23 protein-coding genes, 1 tRNA gene and 1 pseudogene are annotated in these 26285 nt (G+C 60.9%); 16 read left to right on the top strand and 9 right to left on the bottom strand.

Features of this window, described 5'->3' with window-relative positions:
* Positions 1–107: 107 nt before the first annotated feature.
* A pseudogene (gfa, locus tag D3P04_RS08285) lies at positions 108–689 on the bottom strand (S-(hydroxymethyl)glutathione synthase); the annotation flags it as partial.
* 194 nt (positions 690–883) lie between these two features.
* Positions 884–970, bottom strand: a tRNA-Leu gene (locus tag D3P04_RS08290).
* Between the two features lie 141 nt (positions 971–1111).
* Between D3P04_RS08290 and lipB the strand changes: the two genes are divergently transcribed.
* A complete protein-coding gene (lipB, locus tag D3P04_RS08295) occupies positions 1112–1756 on the top strand; it encodes a lipoyl(octanoyl) transferase LipB (RefSeq protein ID WP_119748182.1) in 645 nt (214 codons plus the stop codon).
* A 6-nt stretch (positions 1757–1762) separates the two neighbouring features.
* On the opposite strand, the gene D3P04_RS08300 is transcribed toward lipB, so the two are convergent.
* The 3 genes from D3P04_RS08300 to D3P04_RS08310 all read right to left on the bottom strand — a co-directional run bounded on the left by D3P04_RS08300 (position 1763) and on the right by D3P04_RS08310 (position 4284).
* Positions 1763–2578: a helix-turn-helix domain-containing protein gene (locus D3P04_RS08300; protein WP_119747779.1), complete on the bottom strand. Its 816-nt coding sequence runs from the start codon at positions 2576–2578 to the stop codon at positions 1763–1765.
* Between the two features lie 282 nt (positions 2579–2860).
* Positions 2861–3088: a hypothetical protein gene (locus tag D3P04_RS08305; RefSeq protein ID WP_119747781.1), complete on the bottom strand. Its 228-nt coding sequence runs from the start codon at positions 3086–3088 to the stop codon at positions 2861–2863.
* Between the two features lie 257 nt (positions 3089–3345).
* Positions 3346–4284, bottom strand: coding sequence for a LysR family transcriptional regulator (locus D3P04_RS08310; RefSeq protein WP_119748184.1), 939 nt, complete (start codon positions 4282–4284; stop codon positions 3346–3348).
* Positions 4285–4408: 124 nt separating this feature from the next.
* Here D3P04_RS08310 and D3P04_RS08315 point away from each other — a divergent pair, with 124 nt between their 5' ends.
* From D3P04_RS08315 to prfB, 5 genes are all read left to right on the top strand, one after another.
* The gene (locus tag D3P04_RS08315) at positions 4409–5350 is read left to right on the top strand and encodes a ring-cleaving dioxygenase (protein WP_119747783.1); all 942 of its coding nucleotides are present in this window, start codon (positions 4409–4411) and stop codon (positions 5348–5350) included.
* A gap of 57 nt (positions 5351–5407) precedes the next feature.
* Complete coding sequence (locus D3P04_RS08320) at positions 5408–5947, top strand: NADPH-dependent FMN reductase (protein WP_119747785.1); 540 nt, start codon at positions 5408–5410, stop codon at positions 5945–5947.
* 28 nt (positions 5948–5975) lie between these two features.
* Positions 5976–6740, top strand: a complete 765-nt coding sequence (locus D3P04_RS08325; RefSeq protein ID WP_119747787.1) for a VOC family protein — start codon at positions 5976–5978, stop codon at positions 6738–6740.
* 195 nt (positions 6741–6935) lie between these two features.
* On the top strand, positions 6936–9323 hold the full coding sequence (gene pheT / locus D3P04_RS08330; RefSeq protein ID WP_119747789.1) for a phenylalanine--tRNA ligase subunit beta: 2388 nt from the start codon (positions 6936–6938) through the stop codon (positions 9321–9323).
* A 188-nt stretch (positions 9324–9511) separates the two neighbouring features.
* Positions 9512–10639 carry a peptide chain release factor 2 gene (gene prfB, locus D3P04_RS08335; RefSeq protein WP_119747791.1) on the top strand — a complete coding sequence of 376 codons (1128 nt, stop codon included), beginning with the start codon at positions 9512–9514 and terminating at the stop codon, positions 10637–10639.
* A 139-nt stretch (positions 10640–10778) separates the two neighbouring features.
* Here prfB and D3P04_RS08340 read toward each other — a convergent pair whose 3' ends face one another.
* The gene (locus D3P04_RS08340) at positions 10779–11390 is read right to left on the bottom strand and encodes a GNAT family N-acetyltransferase (protein ID WP_119747793.1); all 612 of its coding nucleotides are present in this window, start codon (positions 11388–11390) and stop codon (positions 10779–10781) included.
* A gap of 200 nt (positions 11391–11590) precedes the next feature.
* Here D3P04_RS08340 and hslV point away from each other — a divergent pair, with 200 nt between their 5' ends.
* The 5 genes from hslV to purU all read left to right on the top strand — a co-directional run bounded on the left by hslV (position 11591) and on the right by purU (position 17445).
* A complete protein-coding gene (gene hslV, locus D3P04_RS08345; protein ID WP_119747795.1) occupies positions 11591–12148 on the top strand; it encodes an ATP-dependent protease subunit HslV in 558 nt (185 codons plus the stop codon).
* A gap of 78 nt (positions 12149–12226) precedes the next feature.
* Positions 12227–13534 (top strand): ATP-dependent protease ATPase subunit HslU, encoded by a 1308-nt coding sequence (gene hslU, locus D3P04_RS08350; protein ID WP_119747797.1) that lies wholly within the window; start codon positions 12227–12229, stop codon positions 13532–13534.
* A gap of 128 nt (positions 13535–13662) precedes the next feature.
* A complete protein-coding gene (locus D3P04_RS08355) occupies positions 13663–15081 on the top strand; it encodes a M16 family metallopeptidase (RefSeq protein ID WP_119747799.1) in 1419 nt (472 codons plus the stop codon).
* Positions 15078–16424: a M16 family metallopeptidase gene (locus tag D3P04_RS08360; protein ID WP_119747801.1), complete on the top strand. Its 1347-nt coding sequence runs from the start codon at positions 15078–15080 to the stop codon at positions 16422–16424. Before D3P04_RS08355 ends, D3P04_RS08360 begins: the two co-directional genes overlap by 4 nt.
* A 136-nt stretch (positions 16425–16560) precedes the next feature.
* Entirely contained in the window at positions 16561–17445 is an 885-nt protein-coding gene (gene purU / locus D3P04_RS08365) for a formyltetrahydrofolate deformylase (protein ID WP_119747802.1), read from the top strand.
* A gap of 31 nt (positions 17446–17476) precedes the next feature.
* On the opposite strand, the gene D3P04_RS08370 is transcribed toward purU, so the two are convergent.
* Both D3P04_RS08370 and D3P04_RS08375 read right to left on the bottom strand, forming a co-directional pair.
* Complete coding sequence (locus tag D3P04_RS08370) at positions 17477–18787, bottom strand: aspartate aminotransferase family protein (RefSeq protein WP_119747804.1); 1311 nt, start codon at positions 18785–18787, stop codon at positions 17477–17479.
* Positions 18788–18873: 86 nt separating this feature from the next.
* Positions 18874–20184 (bottom strand): MFS transporter, encoded by a 1311-nt coding sequence (locus D3P04_RS08375; protein WP_119747806.1) that lies wholly within the window; start codon positions 20182–20184, stop codon positions 18874–18876.
* Positions 20185–20398: 214 nt separating this feature from the next.
* Here D3P04_RS08375 and cyoA point away from each other — a divergent pair, with 214 nt between their 5' ends.
* Genes cyoA through D3P04_RS08400 form a run of 5 tightly spaced genes read left to right on the top strand, consistent with a single transcriptional unit; the run spans position 20399 to position 25290 of the window.
* The gene (gene cyoA, locus D3P04_RS08380; protein WP_119748186.1) at positions 20399–21589 is read left to right on the top strand and encodes a ubiquinol oxidase subunit II; all 1191 of its coding nucleotides are present in this window, start codon (positions 20399–20401) and stop codon (positions 21587–21589) included.
* 13 nt (positions 21590–21602) lie between these two features.
* Complete coding sequence (cyoB, locus tag D3P04_RS08385; protein ID WP_119747808.1) at positions 21603–23606, top strand: cytochrome o ubiquinol oxidase subunit I; 2004 nt, start codon at positions 21603–21605, stop codon at positions 23604–23606.
* 3 nt (positions 23607–23609) lie between these two features.
* Positions 23610–24206 (top strand): cytochrome o ubiquinol oxidase subunit III, encoded by a 597-nt coding sequence (cyoC, locus tag D3P04_RS08390; RefSeq protein WP_119747810.1) that lies wholly within the window; start codon positions 23610–23612, stop codon positions 24204–24206.
* Positions 24206–24574 carry a cytochrome o ubiquinol oxidase subunit IV gene (gene cyoD / locus D3P04_RS08395; protein ID WP_119747812.1) on the top strand — a complete coding sequence of 123 codons (369 nt, stop codon included), beginning with the start codon at positions 24206–24208 and terminating at the stop codon, positions 24572–24574. Before cyoC ends, cyoD begins: the two co-directional genes overlap by 1 nt.
* A complete protein-coding gene (locus D3P04_RS08400; protein ID WP_232844932.1) occupies positions 24571–25290 on the top strand; it encodes an SURF1 family protein in 720 nt (239 codons plus the stop codon). Before cyoD ends, D3P04_RS08400 begins: the two co-directional genes overlap by 4 nt.
* Here the strand turns inward: D3P04_RS08400 and D3P04_RS08405 are convergent.
* On the bottom strand, positions 25259–26188 hold the full coding sequence (locus tag D3P04_RS08405) for a LysR family transcriptional regulator (RefSeq protein ID WP_119747814.1): 930 nt from the start codon (positions 26186–26188) through the stop codon (positions 25259–25261). The two genes, D3P04_RS08400 and D3P04_RS08405, sit on opposite strands and share 32 nt — an antisense overlap.
* Positions 26189–26285 lie beyond the last annotated feature (97 nt).

Raw genomic sequence — 26285 nt, forward strand, 5'->3', positions numbered from 1 at the left:
CTCAGCAGCCTGCCGAACAGCGATTCGCCCTGCCCGGCGGGCTGCGGCGGCGGCGATGAGGTCACCGTCTCCTGTTGAGGCGCAGCGGATGCATTCTGACTTGCCGCAGCAGGCGCGGATGCCGACTGCTTTGCGACATGGGTCGCAATCGCATCCATCAATGGCGGCGACAGCGTATCATAGGGATGAAGCCCCAATTCGCGCAGACGCCCCCGGATGCCATCCATCCGCGACGGATCGACACCCGATTCGATGACCGAGCTGACGAAAGCCGCGAATTCCGGCGCCGACCAGCCCTGTTCCCCGGACAATTCCGTATGCACGAAATCAAGACCGTAGAACGGATGGTCCTGATTTTCGATTCGCCCATACATATGCACCCCGCAATCGCGGCAGCGGTATCGCTGAATCGGCGCCTGGGTATCCACGATCTCCAGCTTGTCGCCGTTCTCCAGCACCTCGACCGCATCCCGCGACACGACAGCAACCTGACTGAAGATCGCGCCTTCAGGTTTCCAGCATTTGGTGCAGCCGCATACATGGTTATGCGCGGTTTGTGCCCCAACGCGGATTTTCACTGGTTTATCAGTGCAATGACAACTCAGGACACCTCCGGAAAAATCCGGGCTGCCTTGTCTTATGCCGTTGTCGACGGCGGGATGAATCAACACCCCTTCGGTATTTGCCATGGTCCTCTCCTCCGATGACCAGATGGATTCAGCCTCGCCCGGACGGGAAGGATCAGCAAGTCAGCGGAAAGTGGCAGAAATACCGCATGGATCAGGACGCAAGAGGGCGAATCCGGTCCGCGGATATGAAAGCAAACATGCGGAACGCCAAATCCCGCCATTTACTGTTTATCCGATCATATTAAAGGTGATTTTGGTGCGGTCGAGAAGACTCGAACTTCCACTCCGGTTAAGGAACAGCGACCTCAACGCTGCGCGTCTACCAATTCCGCCACGACCGCATCCGGGCAGTGCCGAGGGTCATAACCGAGCCATTGCGGGATGAAAAGGGGAATTTTGCAGCTATGACCGCGAAACTGCCGCGGCTTGCGCCAGTGCCACAATGGCTTGACTGCGGGGCTGCTTCGGGTCAGATCGCGGATATGGTTGAATGGATACACAGCAGCGGCCTGACTGGTTACCCGGAAGCCGAAAGCTTCATGGAAAGCAGGGTCGCCGCCATAGCCGCTGGCATGGCGGATGAAGCCGTCTGGCTGGTCGAGCATCCTGCGCTATATACCGCCGGAACCAGTGCCCGGACCGAGGATCTGCTGAAGGCGCGCTTTCCGGTGTTTCAGACGGGGCGCGGCGGGCAATATACCTATCACGGCCCGGGGCAGCGCGTCGCCTATGTGATGCTTGATCTCAATCGCCGGGGCCGTGACATCCGGCGCTTTGTCGCGAATCTTGAAGCCTGGGTCATCGGGGCGCTGGCAGAATTCGGCGTTACCGGAGAAATCCGGGAGGGCCGGGTCGGAGTCTGGGTGCCGCGCCCCGAAAGGCCGCCGCTGCCGGATGGCACGCCTCGCGAAGACAAGATCGCCGCAATCGGCGTCAAGCTGCGCCGATGGATCAGTTTTCACGGAGTTTCGATCAATGTCGAACCCGATCTGACCCATTACGACGGAATCGTGCCATGCGGAATCAGCGGGCATGGTGTGACCAGCCTTGTCGATCTTGGCCTGCCTGTCACCATGGAGGATCTTGATCTCGCCCTGAAGCGCAGTTTTGCGGTTCAGTTCGGATAGGCACGGTCAGAATGTTTCGCCGGCGGGGAAGATATAGGGCCGGATCCGGGTCGGCACATCCTCCCACGCGATGAAGGACGGCAGGCGCGCAACCCGCATCACATCGGTCCAGCCGCCCTCGATCCGGGAAATGACGCTTCGGCTGACGCGATGGCAATCGGGCCGTTCGGCGCGTGCGATCATGCTGAAGCCGGCGGCAAAACTGCCGGTCACAGTATCGACCGGCTCGAAATAACTGACCGAGATCACCCGCGACGGCTCGTGATGAAAACTGACGCTTGCATAGCCGACCCGCTGCCTGAGCAGCATTCCCCGGAATTCCCGCGCCCGCCCCCGGTAATTCTTCTTGTCGAAATAGGTTAATGCGGGATCATAGCCCCGGATCACCCGCGCATGGTTCAGCGAGACGATCTTGATCAGCATCTTCACGGCGCAATCCGGCCGCGCGAATGCCCGACGCCAGAACTGGTAAATGCCATCGGGCAATCCTGTGCTGTCGTCGAAATAGGCCTGATTTGATGCGCAATAGGTGATCGCCTCGTTCATTGCCGATGGATTGGGAACGATGGCCGCAAGTTTGCCTGCGCCCATGCCGATCATCTCAAGCTGCCCGGGGGTCAGGCGCTCGGTCACGATCCGCGCATCGACATCGAAATAATCGCATATACGCTTGAGAACATTCGGCTTGGGGAACGATTCGGAACGGAGATACCGCCCGAACTGGATGCGGTTGATATCCAGATCCTCAGACACCTGAGCCTGAGACCCCCGCAGGGCCGTCAGGTCGCGCAGATTTTGTCCAAAGACCTCGAGAACAGACATGACTACATAACACAAGCTAAGGCCACACCACCATGTCATAACTTAAGCAAAGGTCATAGTATAAAGCACGGCAAACCCGCCAAAGCAGCGATAACTCGCTTTGGCGGGCTGCCCCGGAAGAACGCGAGCTTGCATTGGGGGACAATGATCGCGCAGATTTTTCCGATATATTACAGATACTTGCATTACCGGACAATCTAAGGACGGAACCGCCAGACCAGCACCGCCCTTTATCGCCCTACGGTTGTAAACCTTGTTTAACCTCCTCCCTTTTAACCAATTTCAACCCTTGATCCGGAACTTCTGGATTCTTGCAGCGATTTCCATCAACTCGCCGATTTTCTTTGCGGGAACCCGCTTCGCGAGCGCGAAGGCGACGGCTTCGATCTGACGGCCCGCATCGCCCAGAACCTGCTGCTCGAGATCCAAAGGCGCATATAGCACATAGGCCTTCTTTCCTGCCGGAGACTTTTTGCTGGGATTATCTTGCGCTTCTGCGCTGATCGTCATACTCATCATACACCTTATAATTGCGGTCGTCGTGCGGCTACCAATATTAGGTCAGCATTCCTGTCCATACCGCCAATTAGCCGTTATTTCCCGGATTTCACTGCGACATTCTGTCATTGCGGTGAAGCGGTCCGGCTTGTCATGGCCTTAAATTAACCAAGATTCGCCAATCTGAACAGATTCTCATTTGTAACTGCCCGATACAGTTCCGTTAACGGAACATATCCGGCAGCCAGAGGCGGCAAACAAATTACTTTTCAGGAAGATAATTTTCCCGTTCGGATTGACGCGCCACGCATTTTCGCATGCCATGGCGGCGTTCCGGCGAATGCATTGACCAGATGATCGACGAATAATCTGACCTTGCGCGGCATCGGCCTGATTGGCGGCCAGACCGCCGAGACGGGCAAAGGCTCAATCGGCAGATCCGGCAGAACATGGCCAATCCGCCCCTCGCGGATCGCATCATGGACAATGAACAACGGCAACAGCGCGAGGCCCAGCCCACCGATCGCCAGATCACGCATGGCATCGCCGTTATTTGCCATGACCCTTCCAGGACGGGGTCTGGGAAAATCGGCGTTCAATGGCCACAACTCGCCCAGCCGGACATTCAGATAGCCGATGATCTCGTGCCGCGGCAAATCAGATACATCGGTCAAGGGGCCGTGCATGGCCAGATAATCGGGACTGGCCACCAATACCCGCGGGTCCTCACACAACCGGCGCGACATCAGCGCACTGTCCTTCAGATGACCGATCCGCAGCCCCACATCGAAGCCCGACCGGCCCAGATCGGTGATCTGGTCGTCATAATCCAGCACGATCTCCAGTTCCGGATGGGCACGGGCGAAACCTGCGATCACCGGGCCAAGATGGCGGATCCCGAAGCTCATCGGCGCGGAAATTGCCAGACGCCCCCGAAGTTCTGCCTCGGAACCGGTCACGCTCTCGGTGGCGGCGATCAGTTCCGCCAATGCCGGGCGCAGCCGCTCGGACAGGGCCAATGCGTTATCGGTCGGGGCGATCCGCCCGGCATGACGCGTGAACAAAGGCACGCCCAAAGCCTTTTCGAAATCGGTGATCCGCTTGCTGACAACCGATTTCGACAGATCGGCACGCGCGGCCGCACCCGAAATGCTTCCCGCATCCAGTACCGCCAGAAATGTCTCGATATCGATGATGGACCAATTCATGATGGGAACAATAGCGCAGCCGCAGCCGTTCGCAATATCCGAACGCAGCGTTGCCCGGCGGACGGGTGTCACGAACAGACCCGTTGCGCCATATTGTGGTCAGACAAGGGAAAGGAGCCGCATCATGCAGCTTACAGGAATCCACCACCTGACCGCGATCACCGCCGATGCGGCGGGCAATAACCGCTTCTATACCGGCACGCTTGGTCTGCGCCGGGTAAAAAAGACCGTCAATCAGGACGATACGTCGGCCTATCACCTGTTCTTCGCCGATGGCGCAGGCAGTCCCGGCACCGATATCACCTTTTTCGACTGGCCCGTTGCCCGCGAACATCGCGGCACGCATTCGATCAGCCGCACCGGGTTGCGGGTTGCCGAGAACAGCCTTGATTACTGGGCCGGGCGTCTGCGCGATGCCGGCGTCGGCACCGGCCAGATCGTCACGCTTGACGGTCGCGCCAGCCTTGACGCCGAGGATCCCGAGGGCCAGCGCCTGCGGCTCGTGGCGGCACCCGAAGGGAATTCCGTCGCATGGGAGAAAAGCCCGGTTCCCGCCGAATATCAGATTCGCGGACTGGGTCCGATCACCATTTCGGTTCCCGAACTCGGGCCGACCGAAGCACTGCTGACCCATGTGATGAACATGCGGCAGGTCCGCGATTATCCCAGCCCGGACGGCGAAGGTCAGGTCCATGTGTTTCAGATGGGCGAAGGCGGCACGGCGGCCGAATTGCATGTCGCCGTGCAGCCCGGTCTTCCGGTCGCGCGTCAGGGCGCGGGCGCGGTGCATCACGTCGCCTTCCGCGTGCCCGACAAACCCGCACTGACCGAATGGGCCAACCGGGTTGCGGATTTCCGCGTTCCGAATTCGGGCGAGGTCGAGCGATATTACTTCAGGTCGCTTTACTTCCGCGAACCCGGTGGCAATCTGTTCGAGATCGCCACGGACGAACCGGGATTCGATGTGGACGAGCCCCGCGAAACCATGGGCGAGGGGCTGTCGCTGCCGCCCTTCCTCGAACCGAAGCGCGCGCAGATCGAGGCGGGGCTGAAACCGCTCGACTAACCGAACCGCCGGGGGCGTGTGTGCCCCCGGCACATGCATATAAGGACAAGGAACCAGATGACCACCATCCTCGGCCTCAGCGGCAGCCTGCGCCGCGCCTCGTTCAACTCGGGCCTGCTGCGCGCCGCGCGAGACGTCGCGCCCGAAGGTGTCAGCCTTACCATCGGTTCGATTGCGGATGTACCGCTTTACGATGGCGATGCCGAGGTAGCGCAAGGCACGCCCGCTGCCGTGGCCGAATTGAACCGGCAACTGGCCGATGCGGATGGGCTGTTGCTGGTATCGCCGGAATATAACAACGGCATCCCCGGCGTATTCAAGAACGCCATCGACTGGATGTCGCGCGGCGAGGGCGGCAAGAATTTCCGCGGCAAGCCCGTTGCCGTCACCGGCGCCTCGCCCGGCAATTTCGGAACGGCTCATGCTCAAAGCCACTGGCTGCCGGTGCTGCGCACGCTTGGCGCAAGGCAATGGCATGAAGGGCGGCTACTGGTGTCCCGCGCGGGCGATCTGTTCGACGCCGACGGTAATCTTACCGACGACAAGACCCGCCAGAAGCTCGCCGATTTCATTTCGGGCTTCGCAGCCAGCCTTTGACGGATCGCAATTGACCAGGAAAGATGCCATGAGCACGAAAACCATCGATCATATCGCCTTGACGGTGCGCGACCATGCCCGCATGGCGGATTTTTACCGCACCGCGCTGGGCCTCGAGCCACTGGACGAAGAAAACGGAATAACCCGGCTGGGTGCCGGATCGCATGTTCTTCTGGAACTGCGCCATGATCCCGCCGCCACCCCACGCGATCCGCATCAGGCAGGACTGTTCCATACCGCTTTCCTGTTACCCTCGCGCTCCGATCTGGCCGACTGGATGCGCCACGCCGCAGAAAGCGGGCTTCGCCTGACCGGCGCGTCGGATCACGGCGTCAGCGAAGCGATCTATCTTGACGATCCCGAGGGCAATGGAATCGAGATCTATGTCGACCGCCCGGAAACGGAATGGAACCGCGACGGCGACCGGGTCGAGATGTATACCCGGCGACTGGACCTGCAGGAACTGTTGGCGAATGCGACCGGCGCGAACTGGAATGCCGCGCCTTCCGGCACGGTGATCGGCCATGTCCATCTGCAGGTCGGCGAACTCGATACTGCCGATGATTTCTTTCGCAGCGAACTGGGCCTGACCCGCAGCTTCGACGCGCCGGGCGGAGCATGGTACGGCTGGAACGGTTATCATCACCATCTGGCCGGGAATATCTGGAACAGCCGGGGCGCGGGGCCACGCGATCCGAATATGACCGGATTGGCGGAAATCGTGGTGAACAGCCCGGATGCCTCCGGGCAGTTCCTTCAGGATCCTTGGGGCACCCGCTTCCGCATGATTTAAGCGGAAGCGCCCCACCTCCTTTGGCCGGAGATTCTCGTTTCTCCGGACGTATCCGGTATTTCTTCTTTGCCCAAATACCTGAAAACCTCTGCCGGCCGGCGATCGGGTCATTCTCTCGCGGCGATATCAGCCTGCCCCCTACCAATCCCCGCGGCCTTGCGCTAGGAGACCAGGGCAAAACATGACGGTTGCGATATGAAATTCACGCTTTCCTGGCTCAAAGAACATCTCGACACCACAGCGACGCTGGATGACATCACCGAGGCACTGACCGATCTCGGACTTGAAGTCGAAGAGGTCTCCGATCCCGCCTCGAAACTGGCGGCGTTTACGCTGGCCCGCGTCACCCATGCGGAACAGCATCCCGATGCCGACCGGCTGCGGGTTTGCCGCGTGCTGACGGATGAGGGCGAAAAGCAGATCGTCTGCGGTGCGCCGAATGCGCGCGAGGGAATCACCGTCGTGCTGGCCAAGCCCGGCGATTACGTGCCCGGCATCGATGTAACGCTTGGCATCGGCAAGATCCGGGGCGTCGAAAGCCACGGCATGATGGCCTCGGAACGCGAGTTGGAACTGTCGGACGAGCATGACGGCATCATCGAGCTTCCCTCGGGCGAGATCGGGCAGAAATTCGTCGACTGGCTGTCCGCCAATGCGCCGGAAAAGATCGACCCGATGATCTATATCAAGATCACGCCGAACCGGCCCGATGCGCTTGGCGTGCGCGGGATCGCCCGCGATCTGGCTGCGCGCGGTCTCGGCCGGATGAAGCCCCTGCGCGATGCAAAGATCGAACCGGCTTTCCCCTGCCCCGTCAATATCAGCATTCAACCCGAGGTGGCGGACAAGGCACCGTTCTTCTCGGGCCGCACCGTTCGGGGGGTCAAGAACGGTCCCAGCCCGGAATGGCTGCAGAAACGCCTGACCGCGATTGGCCTCAGGCCGATCAGCATGCTGGTCGATATCACCAATTTCTTCACCTATGACCTGAACCGCCCGCTGCATGTCTTCGACGCCGCAAAAGTGAAAGGCGGCCTCACCCTGCGCCCCGCGCGCGAAGGCGAAGAAATCCTTGCGCTTGACGACAAGACCTATCGCCTGCCTGCCGGCGCGGTTGTCATCTGCGACGAGAACGGCCCCGAAAGCATCGCGGGCGTGATGGGCGGCGCGGCCTCCGGCTCGGATAGCGACACCACGGAAGTCTTCATCGAAGCGGCCTATTTCGACCCGATCAGTACCGCCGCCACCGGGCGGGCCCTGAAGATCAATTCCGATGCCCGCTACCGCTTCGAACGCGGCATCGATCCCGAATTCACCCTGCAGGGGCTGGAGCTGGCCACACAGATGGTCATGGAGCTTTGCGGAGGCGAACCCTCCGAGGTGGTGACGGCGGGCGCGGTGCCCGATACGTCCCGCGCCTATCGCCTCGATCCTTCCCGGACCTCCAGCCTCGTCGGGCTCGAGATCCCGGAAGAAACGCAGCGCGCCACGTTGGAAGCCCTGGGTTTCCGGCTCGAAGGCGATATGGCCCATGTCCCGTCCTGGCGGCCCGATGTGTTGGGCGAAGCCGATCTGGTCGAGGAAATCGCCCGCATCGCCAGCCTTTCCGGGCTGGAAAACAAACCCCTGCCGCGTCTCGATGCCGGAGTACCCAAGCCAATTCTGACGCCCTTGCAGATCCGCGAGAATGCCGCCCGGCGTCAGGCGGCCGCGCTTGGCTATAATGAATGCGTCACCTACAGCTTCATCGATCAGGCTTCGGCGGCCTTGTTCGGTGGCGGGCAGGATGCGGTCAGGATCGACAACCCGATCAGCAGCGAGATGACCCATCTGCGCCCCGACCTGCTGCCCGGCCTTCTTGCCGCCGCCGCCCGCAATCAGGCGCGCGGCTTCGCCGATCTGGCGCTGTTCGAGATGGGGCCGGTTTTCTCCGGCGGCGAACCGGGCGAGCAGGCGATCCAGCTTTCCGGCCTTCTGGTCGGCGCGAATGCCCCGCGCGATCCGTTCGGCAGCCGCCGCAAACTCGATCTTTACGACGCCAAGGCCGATGCCGAAGCGGTTCTGGCCGCCATCGGCGCCCCCGCCAAGGCGCAGATCAACCGCAAACTGGATGGCTGGTGGCATCCGGGCCGGGCAGGCAATATTGCGCTTGGTCCCAAGGTGCTGGCAACATTTGGTGACATCCACCCCCGCATCCTGCGTGACATGGATGTCAAAGGCCCTGCGGTCGGTTTCACCATCCGCATCGCCGAGATTCCCTTCCCCAAGACGAAAACCGCAACCCGGTCCGCGCTGGAGAACTCGGAACTGCAGGCGGTCGAGCGCGACTTTGCCTTTGTGGTCGATCCACAGGTCGAGGCCCTGACGCTGGTGAATGCCGCGCAGGGCGCAGACAAGGCCCTGATCGAACAGGTGACGGTCTTCGATCAGTTCACCAGTCTGGAGGACGGCCGGAAATCCATCGCCATCACCGCCCGCCTGCAACCGCGCGACAAGACCCTGACCGACGCCGAGATCGAGGCCGTCAGCCAGAAGATCATCGAAAAGGTCCAGAGGGCGACCGGCGGCGTGCTGCGAAGCTGATGGCGCCCGCGCCTCCTTCCGGCGCGGCGCCTTCCATCAGAATATCCGCCCCCTCCCTTCTTCTTTGTTCAAATACCTCGGGGTTTGGGGGCTGGCCCCCAATTGCCACCGCCCGGGCTATCCCCTTGCCGTAAGCCTTGCCGCGCGGTAACACCCTTGACCTGATCCTGATGAATTGGAGCCTGCCCATGCGCGCCGAGACGCAGTCCACGATCGAAGCGATCCAACGCACCCTGACCCTTCTGGGGCAGCGGATGGACGTGGACACGGCCCCGCACCGCCTGGAAGAGATGAACGCGATGATCGAGGCGGGCGATCTGTGGTCCGATCCCGCGCGGGCGCAAAAGCTGATGCGCGAAAGGCAGGCTCTGGTCGACGCCATCGAGACATTCAAGCGGATCGAAACCGATCTGGCCGCCAATGCCGAGATGGTCGAACTGGCCGAGGAAGAGGGCGACGAGGAACTGGTCTCCGAGGCGGAATCCAACCTGAAATCGCTGGCCGAACTGGCCGCGCAGAAGGAACTCGAAGCCCTGCTGAACGGCGAGGCCGACGCGAATGATACCTTCCTTGAAATCAACGCGGGCGCGGGGGGCACCGAAAGCTGCGACTGGGCCTCGATGCTGGCGCGGATGTATGTCAGATGGGCCGAGAAAAAAGGCTATGACGTCGAACTGATGAGCGAAAGTCAGGGTGAAGAGGCGGGGATTCGCAGCGCGGCCTACAAGATCACCGGGCATAACGCCTATGGCTGGCTGAAATCGGAAAGCGGCGTGCATCGTCTGGTGCGGATCAGCCCCTTCGACAGCTCGGCCCGGCGGCATACCTCGTTCAGCTCGGTCTGGGTTTATCCGGTCGTCGATGAGAATATCGAGATCACGGTGCCCGATAATGAAATCAGGATCGACACCTATCGCTCGTCCGGGGCGGGCGGCCAGCATGTGAACACCACCGATTCGGCGGTGCGGATCACCCATATTCCCAGCGGCATCGTCGTCACCAGCTCCGAGAAATCGCAGCACCAGAACCGCGCCAATGCCATGGCGGCACTGAAATCCCGCCTGTACGAGATCGAGCTGCGCAAGCGGACCGAAAGCATTCAGGCCCAGCATGACGCCAAGGGCGACGCGGGCTGGGGCAACCAGATCCGCTCCTATGTGCTGCATCCCTACCAAATGGTGAAGGATCTGCGCACCTCGCAGGAAACAAGCGACACGCAGGGCGTGCTTGACGGCGATCTGGACGCCTTCATGGCCGCGACGCTTGCGATGGATGTGGCAGGCAAAAGCCGGGCCGAGGCGCAGTCCGACGACTGATTCCTGTCAGAGAGGGTTGCGGTTAACCGGTTTCATGGGATCGCATCCCGCGATGGCCGGGGGCTTTGCCCCCGGACCCCCAAGGTATTTCTGCAAAGAAGAAATGCGGTTATCCGAATCCGGTACCCGGCGACGCGCTTTAGCCAGGCAGAACGGGCAGGCAGGGGATATGCGGTGCCGCTGTTTCCGGCAGCAGCCCGCTGATGCGCGGATCCGGCATGATCTCGATCTGGCGGCGGAACGGCACGAAGCCCGAGCGGCGATAGAACGCGACCGCGCCGGGATGATCCATCGTACAGGTATGTACCCAAAGCCGGGTCAGGGGCCGCGACCACGCGATCTCCAACGCGCGGTTCATCATCCATCGCCCTGCTCCGCTGCCGACAAGCCCGGCGGACAGGCCGAAAAACGCCAGCTCACATTCGCCATCCGTGCGGAAATCCAGCTCTAGCAGGCCGCTGCCCTCGGGTGTGTCCAGCCTGCGGATCTCGACCCGGGGATCGTGAATGATGGAGGTCAGCTTTTCGTCCGTCATCAGCAGCCGTGAACACCACAGCCAATCCTCGCCCACAAGGCGAAACAATGCGCGATAGGCCCCGGGATCGGGATCGCGCCAAAGCGCGAGCCGCAGATCGGATGCCGGATATTCGGGCCGTGGCGCCGGTGCCGCGCGCATTTCAAGCGACGTCACAACCGTCACGATATGATCGTTCAGAACATCGTGGAAACCCGGGCCGAGAATGGGTGGCATTGCTGTCTTTCCTCATGAATCGTATCGGCTGCAAAGCGCTGGCGCAAGCAGGCTTATCACAGATAATATAATGAATTTAAACTATTTTCATCGACCGCCATTTTCCAACCCTAACAGGTTAATTCGCACCCTCCCGGTTATCAACGGGTTGCAGAGCCGCTTTCCCCGCCATATCTGATCCCAAATGACGGAGGTCAGGAATGACGGAAGACAAGTTCCCCGGCTGGCATGGCACGACCATCCTTGCCGTGCGGCGCGGCGGCAAGGTCGTGGTGGCAGGCGACGGTCAGGTCAGCGTCGGCCAGACGGTGATGAAAGGCACGGCCCGGAAGGTGCGCCGGCTCAAGCCGGGCGGGCATGACGTGGTTGCCGGTTTCGCCGGCTCGACCGCGGATGCCTTTACCCTGCTTGAGCGGCTGGAGGTCAAGCTGGAAGCCGCGCCGGGCCAGTTGCAGCGGGCCTGTGTGGAACTGGCCAAGGATTGGCGGACCGACAAGTTCCTGCGCAATCTGGAAGCGATGCTGATCGTGACCGATGGCGAGCAGATTTATGTGGTGACCGGCGCGGGCGATGTGCTGGAACCGGAACATGAGGTGGCCGCGATCGGCTCGGGCGGGAATTTCGCGCTGGCGGCAGCGCGGGGGTTGCTGGACAGCGATCAGGATGCCGAAACGATTGCGCGGAAGGCGATGGCGATCGCGGCGGATATCTGCGTTTACACCAATGGCAACCTGACGGTCGAGACGATCGGCGGGTGAAGGGGCGCTGCCCCGTCGCGCGGATCGCGCGACTCCCCGAGGTATTTGAACAAAGAAGAAGCCAGTTGAGGCAATGACATGACCGACCTGACACCGCGCGAGATCGTATCCGAGCTTGATCGCTTCATCATCGGACAGAAAGACGCCAAGCGCGCAGTTGCGGTCGCTTTGCGCAACCGCTGGCGGCGCAAGCAGCTTGGCGACGATCTGCGCGATGAAGTCTATCCGAAAAATATCCTGATGATCGGCCCGACCGGCGTCGGCAAGACCGAGATCAGCCGCAGGCTTGCCAAGCTGGCCAATGCGCCCTTCATCAAGGTCGAGGCAACCAAGTTCACCGAGATCGGCTATGTCGGTCGGGATGTCGAGCAGATCATCCGCGATCTGGCCGATTCGGCGATGATCGACATGCGGGACCGCATGCGCGAAGAGGTCAAGGCGCGGGCGCATAAAGCCGCCGAGGATCGCGTGATCGAGGCGCTTGCCGGGGACGGCGCGCGCGACGGCACGCGGCAGATGTTCCGCGACAAGCTGAAGCGCGGCGAGTTGGACGATACGGTCATCGAGCTGGAATTGCAGGACAACTCCAATCCGCTTGGCGCGATGGAAATTCCCGGTCAGCCGGGTGCCGCGATGGGCGGAATCATGGATCTGTCGGGACTGATGAAAGCCTTTGGCGGGCGTCGGGTGCGCCGCAAGATAACCGTTTCGGAAAGCTACGATCTGCTGATCGCGGAAGAGGCGGACAAACTGCTGGATGACGAGGTGGTCAAGACGGCGGCGCTTGAATCGGTTCAGGAAAACGGCATCGTCTTTATCGACGAGATCGACAAGGTCTGTGCCCGCACCGATGCCCGTGGCGGCGATGTCAGCCGCGAGGGCGTGCAGCGCGACCTGCTGCCGCTGATCGAGGGCACCACGGTCAGCACAAAATACGGCGCCGTGAAGACCGATCATATCCTGTTCATCGCCTCGGGCGCCTTCCATGTCGCGAAACCGTCCGATCTTTTGCCGGAATTGCAGGGCCGTCTGCCGATCCGGGTGGAATTGCGCGCCCTGACCGAAGAGGATTTCATCCGCATCCTGACCGAGACGGACAATGCCTTGACTCGCCAATACACTGCCCTGATGAAAACCGAAGGCGTCACGGTCGGCTTTACCGAGAACGGCATCGCCGCGCTTGCACGGATCGCCGCCGAGGTGAATGCCTCGGTCGAGAATATCGGCGCGCGCAGGCTTTATACCGTGATCGAGCGGGTTTTCGAGGAATTGTCCTTCGCCGCCCCCGACAAGAGCGGCGAGACGGTCAGCGTCGATGCCGCCTATGTCGAAAAACATCTGGGCGATCTGGCGCGCTCTGCCGACATGTCACGCTACGTCCTGTAGCGCGGCAAGGGGCCGGCGGTTTTTTTCTGACAACCGGTTCACTTTGTCGAAAGCAATGGCAACTCATACTTGCACCCGCCCGTCCCGGCAGTCAGGTTTCGGGTGCAAAAGAGGAGATCGTCCGGAATATGCGTCGCCCTGCCTTGTCCGCTGCGCTGGCTCTGTTGCTGACCGCGCCAGCCGCCCTTGCCGAGATGCCCGAGGGGATCAGTCATTTCACCCTGCCCAACGGCCTGGAAACCGTGGTGATCGAGGATCACCGGGCCCCGGTCGTCGTGCAGATGCTCTGGTACAAGATCGGATCGGCTGACGAGCCGCCCGGCAAATCCGGTATTGCCCATTATCTGGAACATCTGATGTTCAAGGGCACGGATAAGCTGGAACCCGGGGAACTATCGAAAACCGTCACCCGGAATGGCGGCATGGACAATGCCTTTACCTCTTACGACTACACCACCTATTTCCAGCGTATCGCCAGCGACCGCCTGCCCCTGATCATGGAGATGGAGGCGGACCGGATGGCCAATCTGAAGATCGGCGAGGATGACTGGCAGGCCGAACGGCAGGTGGTTCTGGAAGAACGGGCGCAGCGGATCGACAGCGATCCCTCTGCCCTTTTCGCGGAAGAGCGCAATGCCGTTCAGTATTACAACCATCCCTATCGTCGTCCCGTCATCGGCTGGCGTCAGGAGATGATGGCCCTCACCCGCGAGGATGCGATCGCCTGGTATGACGAGCATTATTCGCCCGATGAGGCGGTTCTGATCCTTGCCGGCGATGTCACCCCGGAAAAGGCACGGGAGCTGGCCGAGAAATATTACGGCCCCATCACCGCGAAGGGCAAGCCGGAGCCGCGCGCGCGCCCGCAGGAGCCGATCCAGAACGCGCCGCGCCGGATGGAGATGCAGGACGCGCGAGTGGCCCAGCCGCGCATGACCCGCAGCTATCTGGTACCGGAACGCAATCCGGGCGAACAGGAAAGCGCCGCCGCCCTGACGGTTCTGGCCGAATTGCTGGGCGGATCGATGCAAACCTCGGTTCTGGGGCGCCAACTCGCGATTCCGGGCAAGGCGCTGTGGGTCAGTGCCGATTATGACGGGCTGGCCGTCGATCCGCAGGCATTCTCGATCTCGATGGTTCCCGCATCGGGGATGGATCAGCAAGAGGCCGAGGCAATGCTTGACGAGGTTCTTGAGAAATTCACCGAGACCGGCCCCGACGCCGAGGATCTCGAACGGGTCAAGACCCAGATCCGCGCCTCGCAGATCTATTCTCGCGATTCGGCGCATGGTCGCGCCTATGATTACGGGCAGGGGCTGGCAACCGGCTTGACGGTCGAGGATGTGAATGACTGGCCGGATATCCTTTCCGCCGTCACGGTCGAGGATGTCACCGAGGCCGCAAGGCAGGTTCTGAACAGCAATGCCAATGTCACCGGCTGGCTGCTGCCCGCGGAAGAGGAAACCGGGGGCAACGCGCAACCGGCGGCTCCGGAATCGCAACAACCAGCCCCCGATGAAGCCGCCAAAAGCGAGGTGCAAGAATGATCCGCGCCGCAATAGCCGTTTTCTTCGCCGTTCTGGCCATGCCTGCCCATGCCATCGACATACAGGAGGTCACCTCTCCCGGTGGTGTCAAAGCCTGGCTGGTCGAGGATCATTCGATCCCCTTCACCGCCCTCAGCATCAGTTTCAAAGGCGGCGCCAGTCTGGACGATCCGGCCAAGCGCGGCGCCGTCAACCTGATGACGGCAACCCTCGAAGAAGGTGCCGGCAAGCTGAACGCGACCGAATACGCGCAGGCGGCCGAAGCGTTGGGCGCACAATTCAGCTTTGACGTGGGCGATGATTCGCTGAATGTCTCGATGCGCAGCCTGACCGAGAATCGGGATGACGCCGCCGCGCTTCTTGCGCAGGCCCTGACGCAACCCCGCTTCGAGGATAAGGCGGTCGACCGGGTTCGCGCCCAGGTGCAGGCCGTCATCAAGACAGAAGCCACTGATCCGCAGGCGATTGCCGCCAAGGAAATGGCAAAGCAGGCATGGGGGGATCACCCCTACGCGAGTTCGATCAATGGCACGGCCGAATCGGTGAAAAACCTGACGCGCAACGATCTGGTGGCGGCCAAGAACCGCGTTTTGGCCCGCGACCGGGTGATTGTCGGCGCCGCCGGAGACATAACCGCGGAAGAGCTTGGCGCGCTTATCGACAAGATCGTCGGCGGTCTGCCCGAAAAAGGGACCGCTCCCCTGCCTCAGCCGGCAGAGTTGCAACTGACCGGCGGCGTCTCGGTGATCGACTGGAACAGCCCGCAGACGGTCGTCAGTTTCGCCGGGCCGGGATTGCCCATCGACGATCCGGATTACTTCGCCGCCTATGTGGCCAATCACATCCTTGGCGGCGGCGGCTTCAGTTCGCGCCTGATGGACGAGATCCGGGAAAAACGGGGTCTGACCTATGGCGTCGGTACCGGCCTTGCCAACGGGCTTTACGGCGAGAGCTGGCAGGGCGGCATGGCCGGATCGAACGCCACGGTCGCGCAGGCGATCGATCTGATCCGTCAGGAATGGGATCGCATGGCCACGGATGGCGTCACCGAACAGGAACTGAATGACGCCAAGACCTATCTGACCGGTGAATATCCCCTGCGGTTCGACGGCAATGGCAAGATCGCCTCGCTTCTGACCGGAATGCAACTGGCGGGCTTTCCCATCGACTACCCGAATTACCGCAATGATCTGGTCGAAGCCGTCACTGCCGATGATGTGAAACAGGTAGCGGAACGGCTTCTGGATTCCGACAATCTGCGCTTTATCCTTGTCGGACGCCCCGAGGGAATTACTGGCGATTCCGCCGAATCAGCGGGTGAAAAGACCGAAACCGGAGGGTGATCTTTCCGCCGCATGACGGTTTCCTGCCATATCTGTTCGCCGCCGTGACCGGCATGGGCGCGAGCCCGTGCTAATCGGCGGACGACAGGCAGCCTGTATCCCGGCTTGGCCTCCGGTTTTCAGAAGGATCACCTGAATGAATTCTTACGTCCTGACCGTGCAATGCGAATCCCGTCGCGGAATCGTTGCCGCGATCTCGGGTTATCTGGCCGAGAACGGGTGCAACATCACCGATGCGGCGCAGTTCGATGATGAGTTGACCGGACGTTTCTTCATCCGCATCACGTTCCGCCCCGAAACCGGTACCGGGCTGGAAGAGCTGCGCGAGGGGTTCGATCCGGTCGCACAGCCCTTTGGGATGATCTGGGCAATGCATGATTCCGCGCATCGGATGAAGGTGCTGCTGATGGTCTCGAATTTCGGCCATTGCCTGAATGATCTGCTGTATCGCTGGCGGATCGGGGCGCTGCCGATCGATATCGTGGGGGTGATCTCGAATCACCTGACTTATCAGAAGCTCGTGGTGAATCATGATATCCCCTTTCACCACATCCGGGTGACGAAAGAGAACAAGTCGGAGGCCGAAGCCCAGATGATGGGTCTTGTCGAGGATACCGGCACGGAACTGGTGGTGCTGGCGCGCTATATGCAGATCCTCTCGGATTCACTGTGCCAGAAGATGTCGGGGCGGATCATCAATATCCATCATTCCTTCCTGCCCAGTTTCAAGGGCGCGAATCCCTATAAGCAGGCTTACGAGCGCGGGGTGAAGCTGATCGGCGCGACATCGCATTATGTCACCGCCGATCTGGACGAAGGGCCGATCATCGAGCAGGACATCATCCGGGTGACCCATGCGCAGTCACCCGAGGATTATGTGAGCCTGGGCCGCGACGTGGAAAGTCAGGTTCTGGCACGCGCGATCCATGCGCATATTCACCACCGCGTGTTCCAGAATGGCAACAAGACGGTGGTCTTCCCGGCCTCGCCCGGCTCTTATGCGTCCGAGCGTATGGGATAGCGGGAGAGGATCCTGCCCGCTATCCTTCATGTCAGGCGGTTTCCGCCAGCACCTCGCGCAGCGTGTCCGCCATGAAACCGATATCGGATTCCGACAGGATCAGCGGCGGCGACAATGCCATGATATCCCCGGTCACGCGGATCATCAGCCCTTTGGCCCATGCGCGTTTCATCACCTCGACGGCGCGCGCGCCGGCAGCGCCATCGCGACTGGCAAGCTCGACCCCGGCGATCAGCCCGATGGTGCGGATATCGGTCACATGGGCAGCATCCTTCAGCCCGTGGAACGCATCGCCCCATGCCTGCTCGAGACGGGCGGCATTTTCGAACATCCCCTCTTCGCTATAGGCGCGCAGGGCGGCAAGCGCCGCCGCAGTGGCGACCGGGTGGGCGGAATAGGTGTAGCCGTGAAACAGCTCGATCGGGGTTTCGGAATTCTCGACCACCGCATCATAAATGAACTGCGCCGCAGCGACCCCACCCATCGGGATCGTGCCGCTTGTAACTCCCTTGGCGAAGGTCATCAGATCCGGCGTCACACCGAAATATTCCGAAGCCGTCGCACGGCCCATACGCCCGAAACCAGTAATCACCTCATCGAAGATCAGCAGGATGTCATGCCGGGTTGCAATCTCGCGCAGGCGTTGCAGATAGCCTTCGGGTGGCGGCAGAACACCGGTGGAGCCGGCGACAGGTTCGACGATCACCGCCGCGATCGTCTCGGCGCCGTGCAGGGTCACCAGCCGTTCCAGATCATCGGCCAGTTCGGCGCCATGCGGAACCGCGCCACGGGTAAAGCTGTTGCGGGCCGGATCATGGGTATGGCGCATGTGATCGACGCCAGGGAGATGGGTCGCGAATTGTTTGCGATTCGCCACGATGCCGCCAACCGAGATACCGCCGAAACCGACCCCGTGATAGCCCCGTTCACGCCCGATGAAACGGTTCTTGCCCGCCTTGCCGCGCGCCTTGTGATAGGCCAGCGCGATCTTGAGCGCCGTATCCACGGCTTCCGAACCGGAATTGGCAAAGAAGATCCGATTCAGCGGATCCGGGAACAGGGCGGCAAGCTGACCTGCCAGCCGGAAGGGCTCGGGATGGCCGAAATTGAACATCGGCGCGAAATCCAGCGTTTTGGCGGTGGTGGCAATCGCCTCGACAATCAGCGGGTGGCTGTGTCCGGCATTGGCGCACCACAGACCGGCGGCGCCGTCCATGATCTGCCGCCCATCCTCGGAAGTGTAATACATTCCCTCGGCAGACACGACCATGCGCGGACCGGCCTTGAAGTCGCGGTTCGCGGTGAACGGCATCCAGTAGTTTTCGAGCGTATTCGGATTCATCGAACCCTCCCTGACAATCCATAGGCTCTTTCTGAACCGTTTGGTCAGGAAAATGAAGGGGGGATCAGGCGCTCCCTTTCATCACGTCACGATTTTCCGAATTCCAGCCGGGTCGCCAGCCACAGCGCCAGAAAGGTGCAGACCGCGCCCGACAGCAGATACAGGCCCGAGGCGGGCAGACCGCCCCATGCCGACAGGGCAAGAGCGGCAAGCGGCGCGAAGCCCGCGCCGAACATCCATGCCAGATCCGACACGATGGCCGAGCCGGTATACCGGTGATGGCGTTCGAACAGCGAGGCAACCGCACCCGAGGATTGTCCGAAATTCAGCCCCAGGATGATGAAGCCCATGATCATGTAGATCGCCTCGCCCAATCCCTGCCCGGCCAGAAGCAATGGCGCGAGGATGGCGTAACCGGCGATATAGACCGCACCCTGAAACAGGAATTTCCGGTGCCCCATCCGATCGGCCAGAAAACCCGAAAAGACGATCGAGACGATCCCGAAGACTGCGGCGAATGATTCGATCAGCAGAAAGCGGGACAGGCTTTCATCGGTGTAAAGATATACCCATGACAGCGGAAAGACCGTGACCATGTGGAACAGTGCGAATGTCGCCAATGGCACGAAAGCACCGACAAGGATGGTCTTGCCGTCACGGGCAATAGCCTCCCGCATCCGGGAAGGCTCAAGCTCGCGAGCATGGAACATCTGGTCATATTCCGGAGTCACCACGATTCGCAGCCGCGCGAACAGGGCGACGACATTGATCGCGAACGCGACAAAGAACGGGTAGCGCCAGCCCCAGTCAAGAAAATCCTCCTGCGACAGCTGCGAAACGAGATAGGCGAAAAGCAGGCTTGCCACGATCAGGCCCAGCGGTGCGCCAAGCTGCGGCACCATGGCATAGAAACCCCGTTTCCCTTCCGGCGCCGTGACCGCCAATAGCGAGGGCAGCCCGTCCCAGGCGCCGCCAAGCGCCATCCCCTGCCCGATTCGCAGGATGCAAAGCACCACGATCGAGGCCGCGCCGATATTCTCATATGACGGTATCAGCCCCATGGCGACGGTCGAAGTTCCCAACAAAAGCAATGCGATCGTCAGTTTGACTCCCTTGCCGTAGGCGCGGTCGATCGCGGTGAAAACCGCCGTTCCGATCGGCCGCGCCAGAAAGGCAAGCGCAAAGATCGTGAAGGACCACAGGGTCGCCCTCACGGGTTCTTCGAACGGGAAATAACGCATCGGAAAAACGATCACCGAAGCGATCGCGAAGACGAAGAAATCGAAGAATTCCGATGTGCGTCCGATGATCACCCCCACGGCGATATCGGACGGGGACACCGCATGCCCGCTGTCCGGGCCGGGGCGCGCAGACTTTGCCGTAGATGCGTCATTCATATCCTGCGGACTCCTTCGTTCCGGCCAAAACCCATGCGCATGGGTCGCCCATAGCCTATGGTGATCCCGCTCATGGCCTCATTTCAAGCCGGAAAACTGTTAAAATTGTATGTGTCAAATTGTCCGATGCCGGTCTCATGCGGTAGGATCTAGAACAGCTTCGTGACGCATACTGCACGCGTCGTTACGGGATTCGGCGGCCATGACCACTTCGATGAAAGTTTTCCGATATGCAATTCCGGTGCCGGTAATCGCGGCATTGTCGGGATGTGAGGCAGTTGTTCTGTCCCCTGCGGGCGATATCGCGGAACGCCAGAAGGATCTGCTTCTGGCCGCGACCGGCCTGATGCTGATCATCATCATTCCGGTCATGGCGCTGGTCGTATTCTTCGCATGGAAATACCGCGCGGACCGCAAGGCGACCTATCAGCCCGAATGGGCCCATTCGACGAAAATCGAACTGGTCATCTGGGCCGCGCCGCTGATGATCATCATCTGCCTGGGCGCATTGACATGGGTCGGAACGCATCTTCTGGACCCCTATCGCCCCCTGGACCGGATCAGCAAAACCGCGGAAATTCCCCCGGATCATCAACCGCTTGAGGTTCAGGTCGTGGCGCTGGACTGGAAATGGCTGTTCATCTATCCCGAACAGGGTGTCGCCGCGATCAACGAACTCGCCATTCCCGCGAACCGGGAAGTCGAGTTCAGGCTGACATCCTCATCGGTGATGAATGCGTTCTATATCCCGGCAATGGCAGGCATGATCTACGCCATGCCGGGGATGGAGACGAAACTGCACGGGGTCTTCAACAATCCCGGAAGTTATCAGGGGCTTGCCTCGCATTACTCTGGCTGGGGCTTTTCCGGAATGCGGTTCAAGGCGCATGCCGTGGACGAGGCCGGCTTTCAGGACTGGGTGGCCGACGCCCGGGCGAAAGGCGGCGACCTGACGCGCGAGGAATATCTGAAGCTGGAGGTGCCCAGCCAGAACGAATCGCCGCGCACCTATGCCTCGGTCGACCCCGAGCTGTTCAACCGCGCGGTCAATCTGTGCGTCGAGCCGGGCAAGATGTGCATGGCCGAGATGATGGCCATCGACGACAAGGGCGGGCTGGGTCTTGAAGGCAGTATCAATATCCAGTCGTTGACGCATGACAAACATGCCCGGCGCGGCAACACGGAACCGGTTCTGGGCGTGACGCCCTTCGCGGTGTCCTCGATCTGCACCCCCGGCGATATTGCCCTGATGCTGACCGATACCGACGAGAAACCGGAACGGCGCAGCAATCCCGAACGGATGCATGGACATGCCCTGCCGGTACCTACCGGAGTATTCGGGCGGATGAGCTCTCCGGCGATTCGCGACGCCAGCCGTTCCGCCTTGCCGGAACCCAAACTTTGAACGGAGCCCAGCAATGGCCATCCCCGACAATGTCGAGACCACTTTCCTGCTTGGCCGCCTGAACTGGGACGCCATCCCCCGGGAGCCCATCGTATTGGCGACCTTCGCAGTCGTCCTGCTTGGCGGGCTTGCGATGCTGGCCCTGCTGACCCGTTACCGGTTATGGGGATGGCTGTGGCGCGAATGGTTCACCTCGGTCGATCACAAGAAGATCGGGATCATGTATATGGTGCTGGGCCTGGTGATGTTCGTGCGCGGTTTCGCCGATGCGATCATGATGCGGCTGCAGCAGGTCATGGCGTTCAACGGCTCGGAAGGCTATCTGAACGCGCATCACTATGACCAGATCTTCACCGCGCATGGCGTGATCATGATCTTCTTCGTGGCGATGCCTTTCGTCACCGGCCTGATGAACTATATCGTACCGCTGCAGATCGGCGCGCGCGACGTTTCCTTCCCTTTCCTGAACAATTTCTCGTTCTGGATGACGACGGGCGGCGCGGTGATCGTGATGGCATCGCTGTTCCTGGGCGAATTCGCACAAACCGGCTGGCTGGCCTTTCCGCCGCTATCCGGGTTGTCCTATAGTCCGTGGGTCGGTGTGGATTACTATATCTGGGGGCTTCAGGTCGCAGGCGTGGGCACGACGCTGTCGGGGATCAACCTTCTGGTGACGATCCTCAAGATGCGCGCGCCGGGCATGACCATGATGCGGATGCCGGTCTTCACCTGGACATCCTTCTGCACCAATATCCTGATCGTCGCCTCTTTCCCGGTCCTGACCGCAACGCTCGTGCTGCTGACGCTGGACCGCTATCTGGGAACGAATTTCTTCACCAACGATCTTGGCGGCAATCCGATGATGTATATCAACCTCATCTGGATCTGGGGCCACCCCGAGGTTTATATCCTGATCCTGCCGCTGTTCGGCGTGTATTCGGAAGTCACCTCGACCTTCTCGGGCAAGAAGCTGTTCGGCTATACCTCGATGGTCTATGCGACGATCTGCATCACCGTTCTCAGCTATCTCGTCTGGCTGCACCATTTCTTTACCATGGGGTCGGGCGCCTCGGTGAACTCGTTCTTCGGGATCACGACAATGATCATCTCGATCCCGACAGGAGCGAAGATCTTCAACTGGCTGTTCACCATGTATCAGGGCCGGTTGCGTTTCGAATTGCCGATGATGTGGACAATTGCCTTCATGCTGACCTTTGTGGTGGGGGGAATGACCGGCGTGCTTCTGGCGGTCCCGCCGGCGGATTTCGTCCTGCATAACTCGCTGTTTCTGGTGGCGCATTTCCACAATGTGATCATCGGCGGGGTGCTGTTCGGCATCTTTGCGGCGATCAATTTCTGGTGGCCCAAGGCCTTCGGCTACAAGCTGGACGTCTTCTGGGGCAAGGTTTCGTTCTGGTTCTGGGTCGTCGGCTTCTGGGTCGCTTTCATGCCGCTCTATATTCTTGGCCTGATGGGCGTGACGCGCCGGATGCGGGTTTTCGATGATCCCGGGCTGCAGATCTGGTTCGCCATCGCAGGCTTCGGCGCGGTTCTGATCGCGCTTGGGATTGCCGCAATGTTCGTGCAATTCGGTGTCTCGATCATGCGCCGGGACCAGAATCGCGACCTGACCGGCGATCCATGGGATGCGCGCTCCCTGGAATGGGCGACCTCATCACCGCCCGCCCCCTATAATTTCGCCTTCACGCCGGTGATCCACGGGTTGGATGCCTGGGCCGAGATGAAGGCGCAGAATGCCGCCCGCCCCGATGCCCCCTATCTGCCGATCCATATGCCGAAGGGAACCGGCGCGGGGGTGATCCTTGCGGCGCTGTCCACCATCTGCGGGCTGGCGCTTGTCTGGTATATCTGGTGGCTGGCGGCACTGTCCTTTGCCGCGCTTGTCGTGGCGGCCATTGCCCATACGTTCAATTACGACCGCGATTACCACATCCCCGTCGACGATATCCGCCGGACCGAGGATGACCGCGCACGCCTGCTGGCACAGGGGGCCTGAGGAATGAGCACAACTTATTGGGAAACCGAACCGCATCATCACGAGGAAGGCGCCTCGACCAATATCGGCTTCTGGGTCTATCTGATGAGCGATTGCCTGATGTTCGCGGTGCTTTTCGCGACATTCGGGGTGCTGCATGGTAGTTATGCCGCGGGGCCGGGACCGCAGGATCTGTTCGATCTGAAACTGGTCGCGGTGAATACGGCGATGCTGCTGCTGTCATCGATCACCTATGGGTTCGCGATGCTGTCCATGGCGCAGGGCCACAAATCCGCGACACTTCGCTGGCTTGGGATAACACTGGTCTTCGGGCTGTGCTTTCTGGGGATCGAACTCTACGAATTCAATCACATGATCCATGAAGGGGCGGGGCCGCAGCGTTCGGCCTTTCTGTCGGCCTTTTTCACATTGGTGGGCACGCATGGGCTGCATGTCACGTTCGGTTCGCTGTGGCTGGTGGTGCTGATGGTGCAGGTCGCGCAGCGCGGGCTGATCCCCGCCAACCAAAGGCGGTTGTTATGCCTCAGCCTGTTCTGGCATTTCCTCGACATGATCTGGATCGGGGTTTTCACATTGGTCTATCTGCTGGGGGTGATCTGATGTCGGCACATTCGCAACACTCCGATCACGGGCATGGCAGCTATCGCAGCTATCTGACCGGCTTCCTGCTGTCGGTGGTCCTGACCGCGATCCCCTTTGGCCTTGTCATGGCGGGCGGGTTTGAAAACCGGTTCCTGACGGTCGGCGTCGTGATTGGATGCGCAGTGATCCAGGTGCTGGTCCATATGGTCTGTTTCCTGCATATGAACAGCCGCGCCGAAGAGGGCTGGACGCTGCTGTCCACCCTGTTCACGGTGATTATCGTGGTGATCATGATCGCCGGGTCGCTTTGGGTCATGTTCCACCTGAACACCAATATGATGCCACAGATGGATCACGATCTGCTGCCCGAAAGGCTGCGGGGGTGACCATCCCGAAATCGCGAAAACGGCGGGGAAAGCTGCTGATCGGGCTGCTGGTGGCCGGGCTTGTGGTGGTGCTGACCGGCCTTGGTATCTGGCAGGTGCAGCGGCTGGGCTGGAAAACCGATCTGATTGAAAGGGTCGAGGCGCGGCTGGCCGCGCCGGTCAGCGACGCCCCCGGCCCGTCCGTCTGGCCCGCTCTCGATCAAAAGGCCGATGAATATACCCGGGTCACCGTCACAGGCGAATATCTGCCCGGATCGGACGCGTTGGCGATGGCCGTTACGGAACATGGCGGCGGCTATTGGGTGATGTCTCCGCTGCGCACAGCCGACGGCTGGATCCTTTGGATCAATCGCGGTTTTGTTCCACAGGATCGCAGCGCCCCCGCCGATCGGCCCTTACCCGATGGCGAACAGCGGATCGCCGGGCTGCTGCGGATGAACCAGCCGGGCGGCGGGTTTCTGCGCAGCAATGATCCCGCCGGCAATCGCTGGTATTCGCGGGATGTCGTGGCCCTTTCCACCTCTCGCGGGATTGATGAGGCCGCGCCTTATTTCATCGATGCTGCGCGCGAAAACGGCGACGCTTTGCCCATCGGCGGGCTGACCGTGGTCACATTCCGCAATGCGCATCTGGGCTATGCGATCACATGGTTCGCTTTGGCTGCCGGGCTGACCGTGGCCAGTTTCATCTTTCTGCGGCGGGAATGGCGGGGCTGAACTCCTGCGCGATCTGCGCGGTGATCCAGTTGCTGAAGACCTGAAACGGTTTCAGCCCCTGACGGGCGGCGGGACATGCCAGCCAATAGGCCCCGGTTCCGGGCACGGCGGGGCGCAGGATCGGCTGAAGACGACCGCCGGCAATCTCGATCTGCGCCAGATAATCGGGCAGAAGCGCCACTCCCAGCCCGGAAATCGCGGCCTGTATCATCATCGAGAACTGATCCATCAGCATTCCGTTGCGGATCGGCACCGCCCCTGCCCCCTGCCCCTGAAACCAATCCGCCCAGGCGGTCAGCCGGGTTTCCAGTTGCAGCAGCACCAGATCATACAGATCCTCGGCCCGCGCCACCGGATTTGCCCGCAGGAATTCCGGCGCGGCGCAAGCGGTGTATCTCTCGTTGAACAGCTTGACATGAACCGCGCCCGGCCAGTCATCCCGCCCGAAATAGATCACCGCGTCGAACCTTTCGGCATCGAAGCTGAAGGCAGTAAAGCGCGTCGCCAGATTGACCGAAACGCCCGGATTGACCGACAGGAAATCGGGCAGCCTCGGGGCCAGCCAGCGGGTGCCGAATGTCGGCAGCACGGCAAGGTCCAGAGTACCGCCCTCGGGGTTAGCGATCAGCGACATGCTGGATCGCTGGATCAGGTCAAGCGCCTGCGAAATGTCGCGGACATAGCGATGCGCGGCCTCGGTCGGGATCAGCCGCTTGCGATGGCGGATGAAAAGCGGCTGGCCCAGTTGCTGTTCCAGCGACTGGATCAGGCGGCTGACCGTGCTTTGCGTCAGCGACAGGTCCTGCGCCGCCCCGGTGACCGAACCGTTGCGCATCACCGCATCGAAGGCCATCAGCAGGCTGAGATTGGGAAGAAAACGTCTTTGCCGCAACTTCATTCATCCCATACATGAACTAATGCGGATTATCCGATTTTACCACGGGTTGCAAAGCGATATGAGCGACTGCAAGAATATCTTGCGCGGCGATTGGCCG

Origin of the sequence: Paracoccus onubensis, from assembly GCF_003591515.1 — a bacterium.
Classification (GTDB): Bacteria; Pseudomonadota; Alphaproteobacteria; order Rhodobacterales; family Rhodobacteraceae; genus Paracoccus; species Paracoccus onubensis.

Coding starts and splice junctions, on each gene's coding strand:
- pheT (WP_119747789.1), top strand. CDS start 6,936: ATGAAATTCACGCTTTCCTGGCTCAAAGAACATCTCGACACCACAGCG.
- cyoC (WP_119747810.1), top strand. CDS start 23,610: ATGAGCACAACTTATTGGGAAACCGAACCGCATCATCACGAGGAAGGC.
- D3P04_RS08355 (WP_119747799.1), top strand. CDS start 13,663: ATGCGTCGCCCTGCCTTGTCCGCTGCGCTGGCTCTGTTGCTGACCGCG.
- D3P04_RS08405 (WP_119747814.1), bottom strand. CDS start 26,188: ATGAAGTTGCGGCAAAGACGTTTTCTTCCCAATCTCAGCCTGCTGATG.
- D3P04_RS08340 (WP_119747793.1), bottom strand. CDS start 11,390: ATGCCACCCATTCTCGGCCCGGGTTTCCACGATGTTCTGAACGATCAT.
- cyoD (WP_119747812.1), top strand. CDS start 24,206: ATGTCGGCACATTCGCAACACTCCGATCACGGGCATGGCAGCTATCGC.
- D3P04_RS08315 (WP_119747783.1), top strand. CDS start 4,409: ATGCAGCTTACAGGAATCCACCACCTGACCGCGATCACCGCCGATGCG.
- cyoB (WP_119747808.1), top strand. CDS start 21,603: ATGGCCATCCCCGACAATGTCGAGACCACTTTCCTGCTTGGCCGCCTG.
- D3P04_RS08310 (WP_119748184.1), bottom strand. CDS start 4,284: ATGAATTGGTCCATCATCGATATCGAGACATTTCTGGCGGTACTGGAT.
- D3P04_RS08320 (WP_119747785.1), top strand. CDS start 5,408: ATGACCACCATCCTCGGCCTCAGCGGCAGCCTGCGCCGCGCCTCGTTC.
- D3P04_RS08300 (WP_119747779.1), bottom strand. CDS start 2,578: ATGTCTGTTCTCGAGGTCTTTGGACAAAATCTGCGCGACCTGACGGCC.
- D3P04_RS08370 (WP_119747804.1), bottom strand. CDS start 18,787: ATGAATCCGAATACGCTCGAAAACTACTGGATGCCGTTCACCGCGAAC.
- D3P04_RS08325 (WP_119747787.1), top strand. CDS start 5,976: ATGAGCACGAAAACCATCGATCATATCGCCTTGACGGTGCGCGACCAT.
- hslV (WP_119747795.1), top strand. CDS start 11,591: ATGACGGAAGACAAGTTCCCCGGCTGGCATGGCACGACCATCCTTGCC.
- purU (WP_119747802.1), top strand. CDS start 16,561: ATGAATTCTTACGTCCTGACCGTGCAATGCGAATCCCGTCGCGGAATC.
- lipB (WP_119748182.1), top strand. CDS start 1,112: ATGGTTGAATGGATACACAGCAGCGGCCTGACTGGTTACCCGGAAGCC.
- D3P04_RS08375 (WP_119747806.1), bottom strand. CDS start 20,184: ATGAATGACGCATCTACGGCAAAGTCTGCGCGCCCCGGCCCGGACAGC.
- cyoA (WP_119748186.1), top strand. CDS start 20,399: ATGAAAGTTTTCCGATATGCAATTCCGGTGCCGGTAATCGCGGCATTG.
- prfB (WP_119747791.1), top strand. CDS start 9,512: ATGCGCGCCGAGACGCAGTCCACGATCGAAGCGATCCAACGCACCCTG.
- hslU (WP_119747797.1), top strand. CDS start 12,227: ATGACCGACCTGACACCGCGCGAGATCGTATCCGAGCTTGATCGCTTC.
- D3P04_RS08360 (WP_119747801.1), top strand. CDS start 15,078: ATGATCCGCGCCGCAATAGCCGTTTTCTTCGCCGTTCTGGCCATGCCT.
- D3P04_RS08305 (WP_119747781.1), bottom strand. CDS start 3,088: ATGACGATCAGCGCAGAAGCGCAAGATAATCCCAGCAAAAAGTCTCCG.